The 18,814-nt window shown below is 43.6% G+C and carries 22 protein-coding genes and 2 pseudogenes; 2 read left to right on the top strand and 22 right to left on the bottom strand.

The window, feature by feature from the left end:
- Window positions 1–73: 73 nt before the first annotated feature.
- The 19 genes and pseudogenes from J2T50_RS10610 to J2T50_RS08170 form a co-directional block, all read right to left on the bottom strand.
- Window positions 74–265 (bottom strand): annotated as a pseudogene (locus J2T50_RS10610) (pneumococcal-type histidine triad protein); the annotation flags it as partial.
- Between the two features lie 95 nt (window positions 266–360).
- Window positions 361–1,117 (bottom strand): annotated as a pseudogene (locus J2T50_RS10605) (pneumococcal-type histidine triad protein); the annotation flags it as partial.
- Between the two features lie 3 nt (window positions 1,118–1,120).
- On the bottom strand, window positions 1,121–2,092 hold the full coding sequence (locus J2T50_RS08250; protein ID WP_301282836.1) for a metal ABC transporter solute-binding protein, Zn/Mn family: 972 nt from the start codon (window positions 2,090–2,092) through the stop codon (window positions 1,121–1,123).
- 71 nt (window positions 2,093–2,163) lie between these two features.
- Window positions 2,164–2,646 (bottom strand): YkgJ family cysteine cluster protein, encoded by a 483-nt coding sequence (locus J2T50_RS08245; RefSeq protein ID WP_253365564.1) that lies wholly within the window; start codon window positions 2,644–2,646, stop codon window positions 2,164–2,166.
- 130 nt (window positions 2,647–2,776) lie between these two features.
- Window positions 2,777–4,429, bottom strand: coding sequence for a sensor histidine kinase (locus J2T50_RS08240; RefSeq protein WP_253365562.1), 1,653 nt, complete (start codon window positions 4,427–4,429; stop codon window positions 2,777–2,779).
- A complete protein-coding gene (locus J2T50_RS08235) occupies window positions 4,422–5,099 on the bottom strand; it encodes a winged helix-turn-helix domain-containing protein (protein ID WP_253365560.1) in 678 nt (225 codons plus the stop codon). The genes J2T50_RS08240 and J2T50_RS08235 overlap by 8 nt, the downstream gene beginning before the upstream one ends.
- Window positions 5,099–5,755, bottom strand: a complete 657-nt coding sequence (gene phoU / locus J2T50_RS08230) for a phosphate signaling complex protein PhoU (RefSeq protein WP_253365558.1) — start codon at window positions 5,753–5,755, stop codon at window positions 5,099–5,101. Before phoU ends, J2T50_RS08235 begins: the two co-directional genes overlap by 1 nt.
- Window positions 5,752–6,501: a phosphate ABC transporter ATP-binding protein PstB gene (pstB, locus tag J2T50_RS08225; RefSeq protein WP_253365555.1), complete on the bottom strand. Its 750-nt coding sequence runs from the start codon at window positions 6,499–6,501 to the stop codon at window positions 5,752–5,754. The genes phoU and pstB overlap by 4 nt, the downstream gene beginning before the upstream one ends.
- Entirely contained in the window at window positions 6,494–7,372 is an 879-nt protein-coding gene (pstA, locus tag J2T50_RS08220) for a phosphate ABC transporter permease PstA (protein WP_253365553.1), read from the bottom strand. Before pstA ends, pstB begins: the two co-directional genes overlap by 8 nt.
- A 1-nt stretch (window position 7,373) precedes the next feature.
- The gene (pstC, locus tag J2T50_RS08215; RefSeq protein ID WP_253365551.1) at window positions 7,374–8,219 is read right to left on the bottom strand and encodes a phosphate ABC transporter permease subunit PstC; all 846 of its coding nucleotides are present in this window, start codon (window positions 8,217–8,219) and stop codon (window positions 7,374–7,376) included.
- Between the two features lie 14 nt (window positions 8,220–8,233).
- The gene (locus J2T50_RS08210) at window positions 8,234–9,115 is read right to left on the bottom strand and encodes a substrate-binding domain-containing protein (protein ID WP_253365549.1); all 882 of its coding nucleotides are present in this window, start codon (window positions 9,113–9,115) and stop codon (window positions 8,234–8,236) included.
- 169 nt (window positions 9,116–9,284) lie between these two features.
- The gene (locus J2T50_RS08205; protein ID WP_253365548.1) at window positions 9,285–9,416 is read right to left on the bottom strand and encodes an LPXTG cell wall anchor domain-containing protein; all 132 of its coding nucleotides are present in this window, start codon (window positions 9,414–9,416) and stop codon (window positions 9,285–9,287) included.
- A 53-nt stretch (window positions 9,417–9,469) separates the two neighbouring features.
- The gene (locus J2T50_RS08200; protein ID WP_253365546.1) at window positions 9,470–10,072 is read right to left on the bottom strand and encodes a hypothetical protein; all 603 of its coding nucleotides are present in this window, start codon (window positions 10,070–10,072) and stop codon (window positions 9,470–9,472) included.
- Window positions 10,026–10,553 carry a hypothetical protein gene (locus J2T50_RS08195; protein WP_253365544.1) on the bottom strand — a complete coding sequence of 176 codons (528 nt, stop codon included), beginning with the start codon at window positions 10,551–10,553 and terminating at the stop codon, window positions 10,026–10,028. The genes J2T50_RS08200 and J2T50_RS08195 overlap by 47 nt, the downstream gene beginning before the upstream one ends.
- Window positions 10,554–10,584: 31 nt before the next feature.
- Complete coding sequence (locus J2T50_RS08190) at window positions 10,585–11,055, bottom strand: hypothetical protein (protein WP_253365542.1); 471 nt, start codon at window positions 11,053–11,055, stop codon at window positions 10,585–10,587.
- Entirely contained in the window at window positions 11,048–11,467 is a 420-nt protein-coding gene (locus tag J2T50_RS08185) for a polymorphic toxin type 44 domain-containing protein (protein WP_253365540.1), read from the bottom strand. Before J2T50_RS08185 ends, J2T50_RS08190 begins: the two co-directional genes overlap by 8 nt.
- Before the next feature lie 47 nt (window positions 11,468–11,514).
- Window positions 11,515–11,940 (bottom strand): hypothetical protein, encoded by a 426-nt coding sequence (locus J2T50_RS08180; RefSeq protein ID WP_253365538.1) that lies wholly within the window; start codon window positions 11,938–11,940, stop codon window positions 11,515–11,517.
- Window positions 11,941–12,000: 60 nt separating this feature from the next.
- Entirely contained in the window at window positions 12,001–12,324 is a 324-nt protein-coding gene (locus J2T50_RS08175; protein WP_253365537.1) for an RHS repeat-associated core domain-containing protein, read from the bottom strand.
- Window positions 12,314–12,511: a hypothetical protein gene (locus J2T50_RS08170; protein WP_253365536.1), complete on the bottom strand. Its 198-nt coding sequence runs from the start codon at window positions 12,509–12,511 to the stop codon at window positions 12,314–12,316. Before J2T50_RS08170 ends, J2T50_RS08175 begins: the two co-directional genes overlap by 11 nt.
- A 399-nt stretch (window positions 12,512–12,910) precedes the next feature.
- Here J2T50_RS08170 and J2T50_RS08165 point away from each other — a divergent pair, with 399 nt between their 5' ends.
- Both J2T50_RS08165 and J2T50_RS08160 read left to right on the top strand, forming a co-directional pair.
- Entirely contained in the window at window positions 12,911–13,210 is a 300-nt protein-coding gene (locus J2T50_RS08165; RefSeq protein WP_253365535.1) for a YbaB/EbfC family nucleoid-associated protein, read from the top strand.
- 109 nt (window positions 13,211–13,319) lie between these two features.
- Window positions 13,320–14,300, top strand: a complete 981-nt coding sequence (locus J2T50_RS08160) for a polyprenyl synthetase family protein (RefSeq protein ID WP_253365534.1) — start codon at window positions 13,320–13,322, stop codon at window positions 14,298–14,300.
- A gap of 37 nt (window positions 14,301–14,337) precedes the next feature.
- Here J2T50_RS08160 and cydC read toward each other — a convergent pair whose 3' ends face one another.
- The 3 genes from cydC to cydB are packed head-to-tail and all read right to left on the bottom strand — an operon-like array spanning window position 14,338 to window position 18,813.
- Window positions 14,338–16,083 carry a thiol reductant ABC exporter subunit CydC gene (cydC, locus tag J2T50_RS08155; RefSeq protein ID WP_253365533.1) on the bottom strand — a complete coding sequence of 582 codons (1,746 nt, stop codon included), beginning with the start codon at window positions 16,081–16,083 and terminating at the stop codon, window positions 14,338–14,340.
- Window positions 16,076–17,794, bottom strand: a complete 1,719-nt coding sequence (cydD, locus tag J2T50_RS08150) for a thiol reductant ABC exporter subunit CydD (protein WP_253365532.1) — start codon at window positions 17,792–17,794, stop codon at window positions 16,076–16,078. The genes cydC and cydD overlap by 8 nt, the downstream gene beginning before the upstream one ends.
- Window positions 17,794–18,813, bottom strand: coding sequence for a cytochrome d ubiquinol oxidase subunit II (gene cydB, locus J2T50_RS08145; RefSeq protein ID WP_253365530.1), 1,020 nt, complete (start codon window positions 18,811–18,813; stop codon window positions 17,794–17,796). The genes cydD and cydB overlap by 1 nt, the downstream gene beginning before the upstream one ends.
- Window position 18,814 lies beyond the last annotated feature (1 nt).

Raw genomic sequence — 18,814 nt, 5'->3', positions numbered from 1 at the left:
TTGGTTGTGGTTGCGGCTTCTGTTGCGGTGGATTCACCCTTTCTGGTTCGTGGAAGCCACTCACATCTGCCCCAATAGGAATACTACGGGCAATTTCTTGTTCCAACGGGCTCATCTGTGAATAAGGAATCATATGGTAGTGATTGCCGTGCGGTACCACGACTCCTTGCGGAACCCGACGCGTGATTTGTGCAGGATCAAAAACGAGACCGTCTGGCTCTACATGACGTTGATTGCGTGGGAGATTGTATAATTGGCGAAATAATTCGCGCCAATTTCCAGCTGAATGGCTTGGTTGACTAAGAGGACTTACTTGATGACGAGGCGCATCATAACCTGTCCAACTGTTGCTAGGAACTCCGTAGCTGACGGACGAATTTCCGCTTGATTTGCCTTGCTTTTGGTCCCAATAAGCCTGAGCTGCTTGCAGTTCTGCTGGTGACAAGTCCTTTTTAGGGATGTAATGGAAATGGTCCCCATGCGGTACTAAAAAGGCATCTCCAAAGTCATCGATGATGTCTGTCGGGCTAAAGACATATCCATCATCCGTAGTATAGCGTCCTTGTGCCGCTGCAGACGCCAACTGACTAGCCGAGGCTTGACCAGATAATGCACGACTATGTCCACCCCATTTTTTCTGCTCTGCTTCAATCTGAGCCTTTGTACGGATATTGACTTTCTTGCTACCCGACTTCAGATAGAGGTAATAAGCTCCATCCACTTTGATAATGTAGCCATCTCTCACTTCGTTGATGACGTCAGAAGATTTGAAGACGTAATGTGGGTCTTTCATAATCAATTCTTCACTGATAATCGCATCGTAGGGCACTTTCCCGTTGAAGAAATGGAAATGGTCTCCGTGAGATGTGACGTAGCCCTTGTCCGTGATTTTTACAACGATTTGCTCTGCGTGAATGCCTTCTTCGTCACTGATTTCGTCTGGCGTTTTTTCCTTATTGGCCAGAGCTTTTGTTTTTTCTGCCTTTCCATCTATATACGCAACTTTCTGACTAGCTCCTATCTCCGCTTTTGCCTGGTAATGTCCCGCCTGGTAACCCGCAAAGCTCAAAATAATCGCTACAACAGAACCATAAATATAGTGTTTTTTCATCGGCATCTCCTATTCTAAATCTTTGGCTAGAACAGCTAAATTTGCATCTAAATTCTCAATAAAACTTTTCTCATTTGCTGGGTCTGCTTCAAGAGGTTGCAAGACCTTCAACTTCACATTGGTCGATGTCTTCAAGGTCTTGGCTAGCTTATCCGATACCCCGTGTTCTACAAAAATGGTCTTCACCTTGTAACGCTCGATAAATTCTTTTATTTCAGCGAGCTGACGTGGACTTGGCTCCTCTTCAGACACCCCTGCAATCCCTAATTGCTCCAACCCAAATCGCTTGGCTGTATAAGCAAATGCCGTGTGCTGAGTTACAAAACTCTTCTGTTTGCAGGCTGCAAATTTCTTTTTGTATTTATCTGTTAGCTGTTCTAACTCTTTTGTCATCTTGTCTGCATTTTTGTGGTAGGTTGTTGCATTTTTCGGATCAAGTTCTGATAATTGATTGGCAATGATGGCAACTTCTTGGCTCACCAAAACCGGATCAAGCCAACTATGAGGATCGTAAAGTGTCGACTCATCCATACCCGCACCCGCTTGAACATCTTCTAAACCTGCTACTCGCTCTAAGTCAATCCCTTTTGACGCCTCAATCATCTTGACTTTTGAGTGTTGAGTGGAAGGATTCAGACGCCCAGCCCAGAATTCTAAAATGTGAGAATGATAGAAAAAGACATCCGCATCATAAATGGCCTGAATATCCGTCACAGACGGCTCAAATGAATGAATTCCTTGCCCAGATTGAATCATGCGCACGTCGTTTAACTCCCCTGACACCTCCTTTGTCATGGCATAGATAGGGTAGAAACTAGTGACAATTTTCATTCCTTTATTTTCTTCCACCTTGGGCTTACCGCAGCCAAACAAGGTCAGCACCGACAGGAAAACCAACAAACTACCGACTATTCTTTTCACAATATCCTCCTTATTTATAAAAAATATAATTAACCAGTTAACTATTTGATAGTATACCATTTGAAAAACTGACTGGCAAGCAAAAATCGTTTTCTGGCGAAAAAATAAAAAACCTTGCATTTGCAAGGTGGTTAAATCCAATCTTTCAGCTTTTCTACGAATAAATAAGCCGCTGGACAGATCAATGTATTCTTGATGGTTAAATGGTTGATTTGATAAATTTTCTTGCGGTCTGTGTGGGGAAATTCCCGACAGGCCTTTGGACGAACATCATAGATTGAGCAGAGATTATCCCCTCCCAGAAACGGGCAAGGCATGGACTTGAAAATCTTGTCCCCATCTTCGTCCACTTTGAGGTACATCTCCTCAAAGGCTGATAATTTCATCCGGAAATGCTTGGAAATCCGCTGAATATCCGCCTCTGTAAACAAGGGGCCTAGAGTTTTACAGCAATTTGCACACTCGATACAATCAATTTCATTGAAGACTTCCGTATGTACTTGCTGGACAATCTTGTCCAAATTTTTCGGTGCCTTCTTCTTCAAACTCGCCAAAAACTTGCGGTGCTCTCCCTGCTTTTGCTCGGCCAAAGTCCGATATCTTTCCAAATCCATATCCAATCTCCTCTATCTAGTATGGAAACTATTATAACAAAAAATAGGTAGAGAGAAATCCCTTGGTCGGTCAACCACTATTTTCATGAGATAAAAAACACAATCGAGTCCGAAAACTCGACTGTAGGATTTATTTTTTGAATAGGACTGCCATGATTGTTCCTTTTCCGATGGAGCTAGATAGATTCAGGTGACCATTATGAAAGGCTAGCGCTTTTTTAACGATAGACAAACCTAGGCCGGTTCCTCCGACTACTTTTGAACGGCTCTTGTCCACTCGATAAAAGCGCTCGAAAATCCGCTCTTGATCATCCGAAGCAATCCCAATCCCCGTATCTGCCACAGTCAGGCTAATCTCATGCAGCAGATTTGCCACAGTCACTTCAACACTGCCGTGCTCTTTGTTGTAAATGATGGCATTGTCGCACAAGTTATAAACCAAAGAATGAAGCAAGACAGGATTTCCACGGAGAAGGGCATCTTCTCCCTTCAAGACAAGTGAAACATCTTTTTTCTGAGCTTTTAGCTGCAAATCCTCTATCACCGACTCAGTAAGCTGGTAGAGATTGACTTCTTCCATTGGAAATTCAGATTGCTCATCCAGTTGAGACAGATTGATGATGTCTTCTACCAATTTGACCAAGCGGTCAGACTCTGTATGAATTTTCGTGGCAAACTTAGGTACTTCTTCACTCGGTACCATTCCATTGGCCAGCAATTCTGAATAGCCCGAAATAACATGAAGAGGTGTTTTTAATTCGTGGGAAACATTGGCGGTGAATTCCCGCTGCAATTCTTCCAAGTGTAGTTGATCCGTGACATCAAAGAGCAAAATCACCAAACCAGTTACAGTGGCACCATCCTTGGTCGGTCTCACCAGCACCTTGTACTGACTTTGCTCAATCGCGATGACCCCTTCGCGCTTTTTCCCTGCAAGTCCTTGGTCAATCAAGGAGGTCAGGGTCAGGTCACGACTGATTTCCAGCATCAAGCGTCCCTGCCACTCGCCCTCCACATGGAAGAGGCGGCGGGCTTCCGCATTGATACTGACAATCCTTGCCTGGTCGTCTAGGAGAACCATGCTTTCTTTGATTTTTGCGATAATGGTGTCAAATTCCTTTTGTTGCCGTTGAAGCATGGATTTTTGCTGACGAATCTCGCTTTGGTGGCTATCAATCCGTCTCAACAGAGGCGTGATTTCTTCATAGCTGTCGTTTGAAAGCGGGTGTTCCAAGTCCAGATTATTGAGCGGCTGAGAGACTTTTTTGGAAATATACCGGGCAATAAAGACCGACAGCCCCACAGACAATAGGACGATGAAGAGAATGGGCGATACCATTCCCAACAAGAGAACGAAAATCGTTTGCTGGGCTACAGATAGGCGGACAACAGTGCCGTTAGGGAGACGCTGCGCCGCGTAAATGGATTTTTCTGTCAAGGTCGAAGACCAGCGAGTACTTTCACTGTAACCATCTTTCAGCGCTTCTTTAATCTCTTCGCGGTTGGCATGATTTGGCATGGACTTGGCATTCGACTGGGTATCATACAGGACCTGACCACTATTGTCCACCCAGGTTATCCGCACGCTAGATGTTTTGAGATTTTCAAAGAAATCCTTGCCCTCAAAGGCAATTCCTTGCGCCGCCAGAGCCGTCTGGGTCCGTAGCTGTTCTCTTTGGATTTGACTGAAGTAATTATAGAGAAATCCGAGGAGCAATAATATGGTCACAAAGACCATGCCGAGGCTGGCGGATAGGGTCGCCCGAAAAATCTTTTTAATCATGGTCTTCCTCCAAACGATAGCCAACACCGCGCACGGTCGCAATCAAGTGGCCGTCATCGCCTAGCTTGGTTCTCAACGTGCCAATGTGGACATCAACCGTTCTCGTCTCACCCAGAAATTGCTCGCCCCAGACCTTGTCCAAGAGTTCCTGGCGGGTAAAGACGCGATTAGGATGGCGGAAAAAGAGTGCCAACAAGTCAAATTCTTTCAAGGTCAGCTGAATTTTTTCCGTGCCGCGCTTGACCAAGTAATTGCTGGTATCTAGGTCAAGATTGCCGATAAGGATGTGGTCTTTCTGATCACTTTTCTGGCTTCTTCGAAGTACTGCCTTGATGCGCGAAATCATTTCCATCATGCCAAATGGCTTGACCAAGTAGTCATCTGCTCCCAAGTCCAAGCCTTTGACCTTATCGTACTCGCTCCCTTTTGCCGTCGTCATCAGGACAGGAATCATCTCTGTCTGACGCTTGCTTCGTAGCTTGTCAAGAATGGTCAAGCCGTCATCACCAGGTAGCATAATATCGAGCAAGACAAGCTCAGGTTTCTCCTGGTCAAGAGCTTGCCAAAAATCCTCACCATTTGAAAAACCTCTAGCTATAAAACCGGCCATTTCTAGGGTATAGAGCACCATTTCACGAATATCTGCATCATCTTCCACACAATATATCATTACGTTTCTCCGTCTAGGTGTCCTGTGATTGAAAACAGTACCCATTTAGCAATATTGACGGCGTGGTCTCCGATACGTTCCAAGTATTTTGCAACCATCAAGACGTCAATCGGGTATTCCCCTTCTACATCTGGTACTGAAAAAGATAAAACTAACTGCTTCTTTATTGTATCAAATTCCTGATTAACTGTCTTATCTTGCTGAATAACTTGGTGGGCTTGATCCTCGGTTCCGTAGATAAAGGCATCGATACTCTTGGTCAGCATTTCAATCACGTTTTTGGACATGTGGTCTAGCTGCTGACGTTCTGGTCCAGTACCTTGGACAATATGACCCAAGCTAATGATTTCTGCAATTTCATAGGACTGGGCACCAATCCGTTTCATATCATAGACCATCTTCAAGGCAGAAGAAATCCGGCGTAAGTCCTTGGCAACTGGCTGCTGACGCAACAAGAGTTTGAGACATTTTTCTTCAATATCCCGCTCCATTTCTTCAATCTTATGATAGGTTTCTGAAATGCCCTCCAGCGATAGCTCTTGACCATCTGTCAGAGGAGCCAGAGATTTCCCGATAATATCCTCGCACAAGGCTCCCATAAAAATAATTTCTTTATTCAAGTCATTAAGCTGATTGGTAAATTTTGAACGAATCATCCGAATCTCCCTGTGATATAGTTTTCTGTGCGCTCATCCTGCGGCAATGAAAAGAGTTGGCTGGTTTTATTGTACTCCACCACCTCGCCCATTAAGAAAAAGGCAGTCTTGTCTGAAATCCGCACAGCCTGTTGCATATTGTGGGTAACAATCACGATAGTGTAGTTCTTCTTGAGCTCCATGACCAAATCTTCGATTTTAGCTGTTGAAATCGGGTCTAGGGCACTGGTCGGCTCATCCATCAAGAGAATGTCTGGTTCAATAGCCAATGCACGCGCAATGCATAGACGCTGCTGCTGCCCGCCCGACATGCCTAAAGCTGACTTGTGCAGACGATCTTTGACCTCATCCCAGAGAGCAGCCTGTCTCAGCGAACGTTCGACAATGGCATCCAACTCCACCTTGGCATGGATACCATGTGTTCTCGGTCCAAATGCCACATTATCGTAGATGCTCATGGGAAATGGATTTGCTTTTTGGAAGACCATTCCCACTTTTTTACGCAATTGATTGATGTCTAACTCCCGATAAACGTCCTGACCTTCCACCGTGATTTCTCCAGTGATTTTGCAATTTTTCACTAGGTCATTCATGCGGTTGAGACTCTTCAAAAGAGTGGATTTTCCGCAACCTGACGGTCCGATAAAGGCTGTAATTTCTTTTTCTTCGATGTCGAGATTGATATTTTTAAGAGCATGAAAATCTCCGTAATACAAATCCATATTCTTAATCGCTAATTTACTCACTATTTGACTCACTTCCTAAATGCTTGGCAACTCGGCCTGACACAAAATTCACCACCATGACCAAGACCAATAAAACAACTGCTGTGGCATAAGTCTGATTGACATACAACCCTTCTCCCGAGATAGCATACATATGAACTGCCAAGGTCCGAGTCGAACTAAAGACAGACTGGGCTACCTTAGCGACTGTCCCCGCTGTAAAGATCAAGGCCGCCGACTCACCGATAATCCGGCCAACCGCCAAGATAATTCCTGAAAATATCCCCGAGACCGCACTCGGCAAAACAATTCGAAAAATGGTACGCAACTTTCCAGTACCAAGAGCAAAAGCCCCTTCCCGATACGAATCAGGTACCGACAAGAGCGCTTCTTCGGTCGTCCGCATAATCAAGGGCAAGATCATAATGCTCAAAGTCAAGGAACCCGATAGTAAGGAAAGCCCCAAATGCGTGTATTTGACAAAGAAAAGCGCGCCAAATAAGCCGTAGATGATTGACGGGATACCTGCCAGTGTCTCCGTGGCTATCCGTATGATTTTCAGATAAGGATTGTCCCGTCGAGCATATTCAGTCAGGTAGATAGACCCACCAATCCCCAAGGGAACGGCTACCAGCATGGTCAAAACAATCATAAAAACAGTATTGATAAAGGCCGGTAGCAGCGATACATTTTTCGTGTCATAGGTCCAGGCAAAAAGGCTAGCATTGATATGCGGCACCCCCTTGACCAAGATATAAACCACGACGAAGGCAATAGTCAGCACACTCAGAAAAGCAGCTAGATAGACAATGGTAAATAAGAAGAAAGAGAGTGGATCTCTTTTAAGAGACTCCCAATACTGCTTGGGAGTTCGTTGATTGATATTTTCCATCTTACCCCTCCTTCTGAAGCGCTGAAAAGCTGATATTGATCAACAAGATAAAGACAAACAGGACAACCGCTGTCCCGATAAGAGCCTGCCGGTGAAGACCAGATGAATAGCCCATTTCCATAACGATATTGGTGGTCAAGGTGCGGACGCCAGAGGTCAATGATTGCGGCAAGATAGCTTGATTTCCAGCTACCATGATGACCGCCATGGTTTCCCCAATCGCGCGCCCTGTACCAAGAACGATTGATGCCAAAATCCCCCGCTTAGCCGCTGGGACTACCGCAAAAAAGACGCTCCACTCGTGGGAGGCTCCAAGAGCAATCCCACCCTCATAATAAGCAGCAGAAACTGCCCTCAGAGACGACTCAGAGATACTGATAATGGTCGGCAAAATCATCATGCCAAGCAAAATCGAGGCCGCTAGGACGCCCATACCAAAGCCACCCAAAGACTGGCGAATCATGGGAACAAGAACGACCAACCCAAAGAAACCATAGACTACAGACGGAATCCCCGCCATCAAGTTAATGGCTGACTTCAGCGGCTTGTAGAGAACTGGCGGGCAAAAATAGGCCATAAATACAGCTGTCAAAATCCCGATTGGACCACCCAAAATCAAGGCACCAGCTGTCACATAAAGCGAGCCCACAATCATAGGAAAAATCCCGAAAAGGCTATTCCCCGGACGCCAAACCTTCCCCAAGAGAAAGTCTCCCCAACCAATTTTCATAACGGCAGGTAAACCACTTGCAAAGAGAAAGATACAAATTAAAATTGCTGATACGACACTAACACAAGCTGTGAGGAAAAACACAGCTTGCATCAGATCTTCTTTTGTTCGTTTCATGTATTCTTCTTACCTTATTTTGATAAGTCGGCCCAAGACGTTGTCTTCCCAGTGAAGATTTCTTTTACCTGTTCAGTTGTTAAATCACTCACTTTATTTTTCTTGTTAACCACGACAGCGATACCGTCTGTGGCAATAACAGTTGCTTTGACACCTTTGCCAGATTCTTCGTCTTTCAATTCACGAGAAGCCATACCGATGTCTGCCGAGCCGTCGATGGCACTTGTGATACCTGTTGATGAATCACTTTGTTGGATTTCCACATCGACCTTAGTATTTACTTTTTGGTAAGCTTCCTTAATTTTTTCCATGACAGGCGTTACCGAGCTAGAACCTGCCACCACCACCTTGCCCGATGAAGCTGTTGACTTGTAAGCTGCTGCATTGTCTAGCGGGATGTAACCAGCAGTTTCCACCACCTTTTGGCCATCCGTACTCAAGATATAATCCATAAAATCTTGCGCTGCTTGGCTGACCTTGTCTTCTTTTGTCACGATATTAAATGGACGTGAAATCTTGTAGGTTCCATTCTTGATGTCTGCCACACTAGCTGTCTTACCGTCGATATTTAACACTTTTACGCTATCATTCAATGAACCAAGCGAAGCATAGCCAATCGCTGACGCATCCTCAGCCACAGTTGTCAACATGACAGAAGTCGAGTTGGTCACAATAGCTGTGGTAGACGTATTGTCAACTTTTTCACCGTTAGCATCCTTTTCTTCCACGCCAAACAATTCAATAAATGCCCCACGCGTACCGGAACCTTCCTCACGCGAAACCACGTTAATGGTATCGCTGGCAGAAAATGAAGAGCCTCCCGAACAAGCCGCCAAGATACCCAGTCCCATCAATCCAGTCGCTGCCAAAAGTAAAATTTTCTTAGATGTTTTCATGTCAAACTCCTCTATTTTGATTAGCTTCAGTATACCCAAGAAATGTCAAATCTATTTGTAGACTTTTGTAAAATCTATGTAAAATCAAAAAAGTGTCCTGAACTCTCAAAAAATTCTCGGCAAAATAAAAAAGCAAGACCATCACTGATCTCACTTTTACTAACTACTTTTATTTTTGGCGTTTTTTAACACCGACTAACACGCTAAATCCTAGAAGAATACTTCCTAAAACAATGGCCAATCGTCCTTGTTGGTCTCCTGTTTTTGGTAATCCTTTGGTTTTAACTGCAGGTGATGGCATAGCAGTTACTTGCTTCTTGGCATCGGACGCTTCCTTATTTCCTGTTGCTGGAGTTACTTGTGTTGATGGCTGAGTGTCAGCTGCAACTCCTGGTTGAACTGAAGTAGATGCTGCAGAAGTTTAGGTTCTGCCTTTGGCATTTCACCTTGAACTGTTTTGCCTTCAACTTTTGGCTCTGTTTTTGGCTCCACTGATGCTTTATCGGATGGTTCAGAATAGTTCGCTTTATTTAGGTATTTTGAATTCCCAATTTCTGAATAATCTTTGATTGTGATATTGCCAAGCATAGAAGATGGATCTGTAGACATAAAGTGCTCTTTTCCATCTTCTGTCACCAAATGATAATGATCTTGGTGCTTGTAGACCTCCTTAACGAGGCTACCATCAATCTTCCAATCCTTGATAACCGCATCGTGAGAAGCATCTTTCCCCTTTAGCGTCTTAGGATCACACACATGGCGAACTGTTTCTTCAAGCGCCTTGGTCCAGTTGCGGGCGATATTAGCTGCTTCTCGTGTCTTAGACTGGCCCCAATCATAAGTAGACTGCCCATTCGCCTGAGCAATTTGAAGCGGAGTTAATACTGTTGGTACAGGAGTTATATATTGATTATTCGCATAACTTGACGAAGTAGTCGGTGGCACTTGTCGCAACATTTGCACCAACCCCTACAAATTGACCTCCTATAAATCCAGCTAATGCTCCTATCCCGGCACCTTTAAGTGTAGAGCCAGCTAGTGACCAGCCACATTGACCAGATGAATAAGCATCATGGCCAAAGACAATAGCTCCAGTAGCCGCACCACCAATAGCCATAGCTACAGAGGAGCCTAGACCTCCTGTTGCTACTGTAAGGGCAATACCGACACCGATTGCTCCTGCAGTGACACCAACCTTCTTCCAGTCAACATTTTTCAAGAATTTTACAGTAGCCTTTTTAATACGTTTACCCGTCTTACATACGTGGGTATACATATCTTTGAGTGCTTTACCCCAGTTGCGGAAGAGACTCTTTCCTTCACGAGTCTTAGGAGTTTTCTTGAGACCAGTAGCTTGAGCGTAGTCCTCTCGGATATGTTGCTGGCGATGTTGTTCTGCTTGTGCTCGTTGTTGGGTTTGTTGGTACTTCTGTTCCACATAGTTGCTAGTTCCATTATAGGCATAGGGATTACCTGTATACTACATTAACATCAACTGACACATCCTTATCTGATAGACTCTTAATTTTTATAGTAAAGTCTTTCTTAGATTGAAAGCTAAATGTAACATCTTTGGGAGTATCTATGCTTATACCTTCCTTGTCTACTGCAATACCGTCCAGTGGATTCTGCAAAATCATTACTGCACTCTTCCCTAAGACTGAATCATACTCCCATTTTTCGACCTGAGCAGTAGTTATATTATAGTGAATATCTGCATTAGCATTATACCAATTATGCCCGTATGATAACTTTATTCTTCCACTGTTGCGATAACTTATTACTTGGATTTCAATCAGAGCATCCAAAGATTGAGTATTGCCTTTTATTCTAATTAGTCGTTCCTCATCTGGCTTTAAATGATACTTGTTCAGTTTAATTTGTAGAAAAAACATCAACATAATGCTTAAAATTCCTATAATGATAATCCATTTATTCAAAATAATTTCCTGTCATAAAACTTTTGAATGCTTTCCAATCTGCTTCGAAAAATCCAAGCGATTTAATATCTGAAACCTCTTGAGCTGCTCCTGCGGCAAACTTTAAATAATCATCTGAAGAATGTAAATAGCCTTTCCCAACATAACCATACAAATAATTTCCTGCATAGTCATTTTTTACACTATTTCCCCAATCTCTACTCCAAATTGAATAACCTACATCTTCTGTTGATTTATAGGATCTATTCTTTAAGTCTAACGGCTGTCCAGTATTAACTAAATTATAGAATTGATAATTATCCTGAATACTTGCCGATATTTTACTTCCTACTACGAATGGAATATATCCTGCATTAGAGTTTACAGATAAAATATCATCTCCCATTTGTTGCAAGATAGTTTTAATATTCACACCAGATTTTTGTAGCTTTTCTCCAAGTTTTCTTTCTGCAGCTGCAGCTACTTGATTTTCTGCGATATTCCAAGTTTTAGATTTTTTCTAACAGTCCAATACTCATCAAAAGCAGCTTTATTAGTATTATATAAATAATCCTCATATGCTTTGATGATTTCATCTGATCTGATACTATCCGATTTAGAACTTGCTTTGATTATTTCTAAAGAATTATCAAGTCTAGCTTTCTCAATAGAAATATTGCCTTCAAAGGTTACTGTACTAGCGTGAACAGTTGTTCCGTCAGTTGCTCTACCAGCTACTTCACAAACATGGCGGATTGTCTCTTCCAGTGCTTTCGTCCAATTATAAGCGATGTTTTTGCTTTCTCTAGTCTTAGATTTGCCCCAGTCATAGACAGATTGACCTGCCTGTTTAGCTAGCGTCCATGCGTTTGAAACTGTTTGATAGGCTCTTGAAATTCCATTCATCACTCCATTGTATGCACTGTTCGCTGACTTATAGAGCGGGGTTTGTTGGAAATTATACCATTACTTACTTGCAAAATTAACTATGGCTTTAGGAGCGTTGATAATTCCTTTAACAAGATTTGTTCCAATATTTACGGCGGATTTCACAAGATTACCCAGTGGTTTTGCTACTGATTTGACAACACTCTTTACTGCATTAACTGCTTTGTTATAAAGGTTCTTAGCACCCTTAATTAGCCCTTTTAAGAAATGCCCACTAGGGTCGGTGTAGTTGACAGGGTTGTTCTCTACATAGGCATAGCGATTTTGGCTAAGTGGGTCTAGTTGTGTCCCTGCGTAGGAATCCTCGATCAAGAAGGTTCCAGCGCTGCTATCATAGTACATCACCTAATTCTTCATCGATTAGCAACTCATCTGTAATCGCAGAGAATCGTGCTGGAGCTGTTACAAAAATTTCCTCACCATTTATTAGATATGATGATGTAAAGTCTTTTACATAAGTACTCTCCATTATTGAATTACCTTCCTTAATATGACTTAAGTGAACTAAATTTATTAGTTGACTCATCATAAGTTAATGTATATTGTACGGTATTCGCCGTTGGTTCGCCACCTCTAACAGATGTTTGGTATTTAATGATAGCATAACATGTGTTCCCAAGAAAGTAGTATTTTTCATCAGCTATCTGTGTCTTGACATCTTTATTTACTGTAGCATACGGAGATAGGTTACTTACAACTTCTTCTGTTGCATAATTCATCGCCTTTTCTTGGTATGCTAACAATCGTATCAGATGTGTTCCACCAAAAACTAATGAAGAGCTACTTAGAATTGAGTTATTTTCTAAAAATGATATAATGTCTAATGTACGAGAAATAGCCCTCCTGAAGTATCGAATGGCACTATCAGGCAGTTACTATTTACAAACAAGGTCTAAACCCTTGATACGAAAGGAATCTAGAAAATCTTATGATGAATATGCAAAATATGATGCGTCAAGCACAAAAACTCCAAAAGCAAATGGAGCAAAAACAAGCCGAATTGGCTGCGACTGAGTTTGTCGGTAAATCAGCCCAAGACTTGGTGGTTGCTACATTTACAGGAGACAAAAAATTGGTATCCATCCAATACGCTGAAGCTGTTGTTGACCCAGAAGATATGGAAACTCTTCAAGACATGACTACTCAAGCCATCAACGATGCTCTGGATCAAATTGAGCAAGAGACTAAAAAAATCATGGGCGCTTTCGCTGGAAAATTGCCATTTTAATCAATTGTAGCTCCGATAAAATCGGAGCTTTTTTCCTAGTTGAATTTGCTAGTAAAATAGAGCATATTAGGGTAAAATGATACTATTAGAATTCAAAGGAGATACCGTCATGCCAGCATTTTGGGACCAATATCCTGCTATTCAGACGCAAATTGACCAGACACGTCAGATGATTGACCGGCGTGTTCATGTACGAAATTCGGATATTGAAGCTGCTATCCTTGAACTCAGCAATGCTGGTGGAAAGTATCTGCGCCCTGCTTTTTTCTTTTTATTTACTGATTTTGGAAAGGACAAGCACACTGACCCCGAGCGGCTCACTAAGATTGCAGCATCTCTTGAGATTTTGCATATGGCAACCTTGGTGCACGATGATGTGATTGACGACTCGTCTTTGCGCCGCGGGAAAACAACGGTCCAGGCCCGCTTTGGAAAAGACATCGCTGTTTACACGGGCGACTTGCTGTTTACTGTCTTTTTTGAGCTGATTTTGGAGGGGATGAATGGCACGCCATACATGGCCATCAATGCGGCATCCATGAAGAAAATCCTGATGGGTGAACTCGACCAGATGCACCTTTATTTCAACCAAAAACAGCGCATCCGTGACTATCTCCGTGCGATTGCTGGAAAGACTGCCGAGCTTTTCAAATTAGCCTGCAAGGAAGGGGCCTATTTTAGTGGAGCAGACGAGTCTGTTGTGCGATTGGCAGGACGGATTGGTTACCACACTGGAATGGCCTTTCAAATTTTGGATGATATTCTCGATTATACTGCCGACAAGAAAGAGTTTAACAAGCCAATTTTAGAGGATTTGGGAAATGGCGTCTATAGTCTACCACTGCTTTTTGCCCTTGAAAAAAATCCAGCCGCCTTCAAGCCACTGTTGGACAAGAAGGACCAGCTAACAGTTGCCGATACTCAGGAAATTGCAGACCTAGTCATCGACCATAAAGGTGTCGAAGACGCTCGAAATCTCGCTCGACGCTTTACCGAAAAAGCTCTGGCTGATATCAAAAGATTACCCAAAACGACATCGCGCAAGTACTTGCTACAGCTGACCAACCATCTCCTCAAACGGAAAATTTAACAAAAGAAAAGACCGGAAAGTCACCTTCCAGTCTTTTTTATTCACCATCATCAATGGCTTTCAAGAGCTGATAGCGCTCATTGCTACTAGCCAATTCTGCCGGCGAACCGGACATTTCCAATTGACCATCCTCGATGAAAATGACGCGATCTACCGCTTCAATGCCTTTCAAATGGTGTGTAATCCAAATCAAAGTCTTGCCTTCCAACTCTTCCATAAAAGTTGAAATCAAGGCTTTTTCTGTAATAGGGTCCAAGCCAACCGTCGGCTCATCCAAGATAATAATCGGTGTTTCTTTCAACAAAATCCGCGCCAAGGCCAAGCGATGCCGCTCGCCACCCGAAAAGCGCAAACCTGCCTCATCTACCATGGTTTGAAGACCAAGCGGCAAGACTGCAACCATCTCTTTCAAGCCGACGCGTTCTAAGACCTGCCAAACCTCTTCTTCGCTAGCCGCTTCATTTCCCAGACGAACATTATTGAGAATGCTGGTGTTGAAGAGATAAGGCGCTTGCTGAATCACGCCAATATAGTCCGAAATGGTCTCTTCTAGGCTCGAAACCTCCACACTTCCTAGCAAGATATGTCCTGCACTTGGCCGCAAATCGCCTCGAAGCAAGGTAGCAAGAGTGGATTTACCCGAGCCACTACGCCCTAAAATAGCTAATTTTTGTCCTGCAGGTATCTGCAAATCAAGCCCTTTTAGCACTTCTTTTTGGTCAGAAGCATAGCGGAAATGCAAACCGTCCACTGCTATATCAAAGGGAGCTTGTGGCGGCTGAGCTGCTCTTGCAACCGGATTAACCTCTGGTAAGTTGTTCAAGCGGTGAATCGAGTCCGCATATGTGTTGGTCTCTTGAGCCGCAGTGGACAAGCCTGAAAATGCTTCTGCCAGCGGAAAAACAGCCAAGACAAAGGCTGCAATCCAGTTGGCTTGTCCGCCGTGATTACCCACAAATTCCTGACTTGACCAGACAAGAGTGAGAAGCCCCAATACTCCAAACCCCAACTCAAATAGAAAAGTACGACGATTATTGAAATGACGCATCTTCTTCTGCACAGCCAACAAATCATCCTCCGAAGACTGATGAAGAGCGACATATTCCTGCCCACGTTGGCTGAAAATCCAATCCGAAACCCCCAGTACATTATCCGTCAAATCTGTATACAAGTGATTTTTCAGTACCTTTTCCTGCTTCTGACGAGCTCCATTGACCAAGACCGACCAGAGGGGAAAGACAAAGATTAAAATCCCCAGATAGAGCAGGATAAACAAGGCGAACCAGACAGAGAAGAAGCCCAGACCAATCACGACAAATAGGTAGAGCAACCAGGCAATCAAGGTTGGAAAAATCGTTCGCAGATAGAGGTTTTGGAGATGATTGATATCTTCTGCCAAGAGCCCCATGATGTCTCCCAAACGGTAATTGCGTTTGAGGAAAATGGCATCCTGTTCCAGACTCTCATACAATTTTTTCCGTAAAGTTGACGTCATCCGCAAGACCCAGTTATGGCTGGTCAACCGTTCAACATAACGAAAAATTGGCCGACTAATCCCAAATGCTCGTGTCAAAACAATCGGGATATAAACCAGCAAGATATTGACAGGGAGTGACGCTGACTTACTGATGAGAAAACCTGAGTTGAACATCAGCGCCGCTGCGCTGAAGAAGGTCAAAAATCCCAAAATTAGAGCCGTCACTAGCGAGAACTGATATTGCTTAAAAAACGGCTTGACCCACTGGTCTCTTTTTAACTCTTGAAACAACGGTATCTTATTCATGATTGCCTCCCATAGCATGCTTTAACTGATAGAGATAGCCTTTTTGAGCCAGCAATTCTTGGTAAGGACCGAATTCAACCACCTTACCTTGATCCAGAACAAGAATGACATCCATTTCTTGCAACCAGTGCAAGCGGTGAGTCGCAAAGAAAACTAAACGATTGTCCATCAATGGAATCATTTTTTCCTTGAGTTCTAACTCAGTCTCGATATCCAAGTGAGCTGTTGGCTCGTCAAACAGCATGATGCGGCGTTGTCTATCCAGAAATGCACGCGCCAAGGCAATCCGTTGCGCCTGACCACCCGAAAGAGGGCGAGCCCCATTTCCGACCAAGGTATCCAGACCCTGTGGCAGTTCAGCCACCAACTCCTCTAGCCCGACCACTCGAATAGCCTCCCAGACTTCCTCGTCACTGGCTGTCGGTGTATAGAAGCGGATATTTTCTCGTAGCGATGTCTCAAAAACATAGGGAGACTGTGGAATATAGAGAAGTTGCTTGCGCCAATTTTCCTGATGCAGGTTGGTCACCACTTCACCATCCAGGTCAATCTGACCGCTAGCTGTTGGCAAAAAACCACCTAGTAGATTGATTAGGCTGGATTTTCCTGAACCGCTCATCCCAATAATCCCAACCTTCTGGAATCCTGTGAAGGTTAGATTTGTGCCTTCTAACAAGGTCTTGTCCTCGTAAGCCATGGAAATATCCTGCAAGGCAAGCTGACTGGTTGGATGCCAAGTCTCAAGAGATACTTGCTCCTCACGAATATCCTCCGTTGCCAAGACCGCTTGAATCGCCTGAAAAGCATTTTTTCCATCCAAGGTCGCATGGTAATCGCTTGAAAATTCACGAACAGGCAGGAAATACTCGGGTGCCAAGATTAGTATCGTCAAAGCTGGCAATAAGAAAATTTGCTCATTTAAGAGACGAAGACCTAGCAATACCGCGACAATGGCGATTGACAAGGTGGTAAAGAAATCCAAGGCAAACGTAGATAAAATCCCGATTCGCAAGGTAGACATGGTCGCCTTCCGAAAGACTTCACTGGTATTGTAGATGCTAGTGGCATAGCGTTTGCTAAGACCGAAAAAGCGAAGGGTGTCCATGCCACGCAGCGAGTCTAAAAAGTGATTGGACAAGGATTGGTAGGACTCGTACTGACGGTCCGCCTTTGCCTTCGCAGCCAATCCAAGAATAATCATAAAGACGATAATCAAAGGAAAGACCAAAAGCAAAATCACTCCCGATTTCCAATCCAAGTAAAAAATAGTCGCCAGTACAATCCAGGGAACCACACTCATATCCATCATCTTTTTGAGGATGAGGTGCAGATAATTTTCAACCAAGGAAATGCCGTCCAGAGCCATCGTAACTGTATTCCCCGTTCCTTGATTTTGGACAACCTGCGGCCCCAAATCAAAGAGTTTTTCCAACAGTTGCCCACGAAGAAGTTTCCCTTGCATGGCTGAGAAATCATCCAGCCGCTCATCCTTTACATAGTTGATGGCGTGACGTCCTAGATAAGAAACGAGAAAAGTGACCATTGGCACGATTTGCCCCACCAAGGCCTGCCCCTCCCAGAGCCCTGTAATGGCCAAACTCAAAGAATATGCCTGTCCGATAATAAAGATTGCCTGAAGGATGTCTAATCCCACAAGCAATCCCATTAGTTTATGAATACCGGATAAGCGCATAACCGCTTTATCTAACATTATTTTTCTCCTGCATGAACCACTGGTAAAGCAATGCGTTTTCTGAAAATATAGTAGCTCCACGCCGTATAAGCCAGTACAAATGGTACCAAGGTTAAGGCAACAATGGACATGATTTTCAGAGTATAAGGCGATGAAGAAGCCTTTTCAATTAACAAGTCATACTTGGCGCTGATAGAGCTAATCATAACACGTGGGAAGAGCCCTTGGAACAAGAGAACTACAACTGCTACCAAGCTCAAACCGCTTGATAAAAAGGCTGTCAACTCCACACCTTTGAAGATTGCTACATGGGCCACCACTGTCAAGACCACAATCAAAAGGGTCAATGCAAAACTAGCGATAAAGTGCAATTGGAAGAAGTCTGTCTTCAGCACCAACAAGAGTGTAAAAACAACCAAACCAAGGTAGAGAACCCAGTAGAGGAACTGCGCGTAGTTGCGCGCACGTTCACGAACAGGACCATCTGTTTTCAAACTAATGTAATTCAAACCGTGCAAGTAAGACATGAGTACCATAGCTACTCCACCAACGATAGAGAAGAGGTTAAAATAATCTCCAAAACTTGCCCAAACATTTCCATCTGCATCCATTGGCATCCCTTGAACCAAGCTGATAAAGAGGACACCAAAGAAGAATGGCACAATCGTTGAGCCGATGGTCAAGGTCCAGTTCCACAATTGTTTTTGATGGGCTTCGACTTTATGACGGAATTCAAAGGATACCCCGCGGATAATCAAGCCAAACAAAATTGTCAACAAAATCAAGTAATAACCACTAAAAAGTGATGCGTACCAGTAAGGGAATGAAGCAAACATGGCCCCACCCGCTGTCAACAACCAGACTTCATTTCCATCCCAAACAGGGCCAATCGTATGAACAATCTGGTCTTTTTCCTCTTCGTTGTGGGCCAAGCTTTGAACAGCCATGCCGACACCGAAGTCAAAGCCTTCCAAGAAGAAGAAACCTGAAAAAAGAAGTCCGATTAGAAAGAACCATAATAGTTGTAATCCACTCATC

Source organism: Streptococcus gallinaceus (assembly GCF_024170225.1).
Classification (GTDB): domain Bacteria; phylum Bacillota; class Bacilli; order Lactobacillales; family Streptococcaceae; genus Streptococcus; species Streptococcus gallinaceus.
This window is presented reverse-complemented; position numbering and strand designations above follow the sequence as displayed.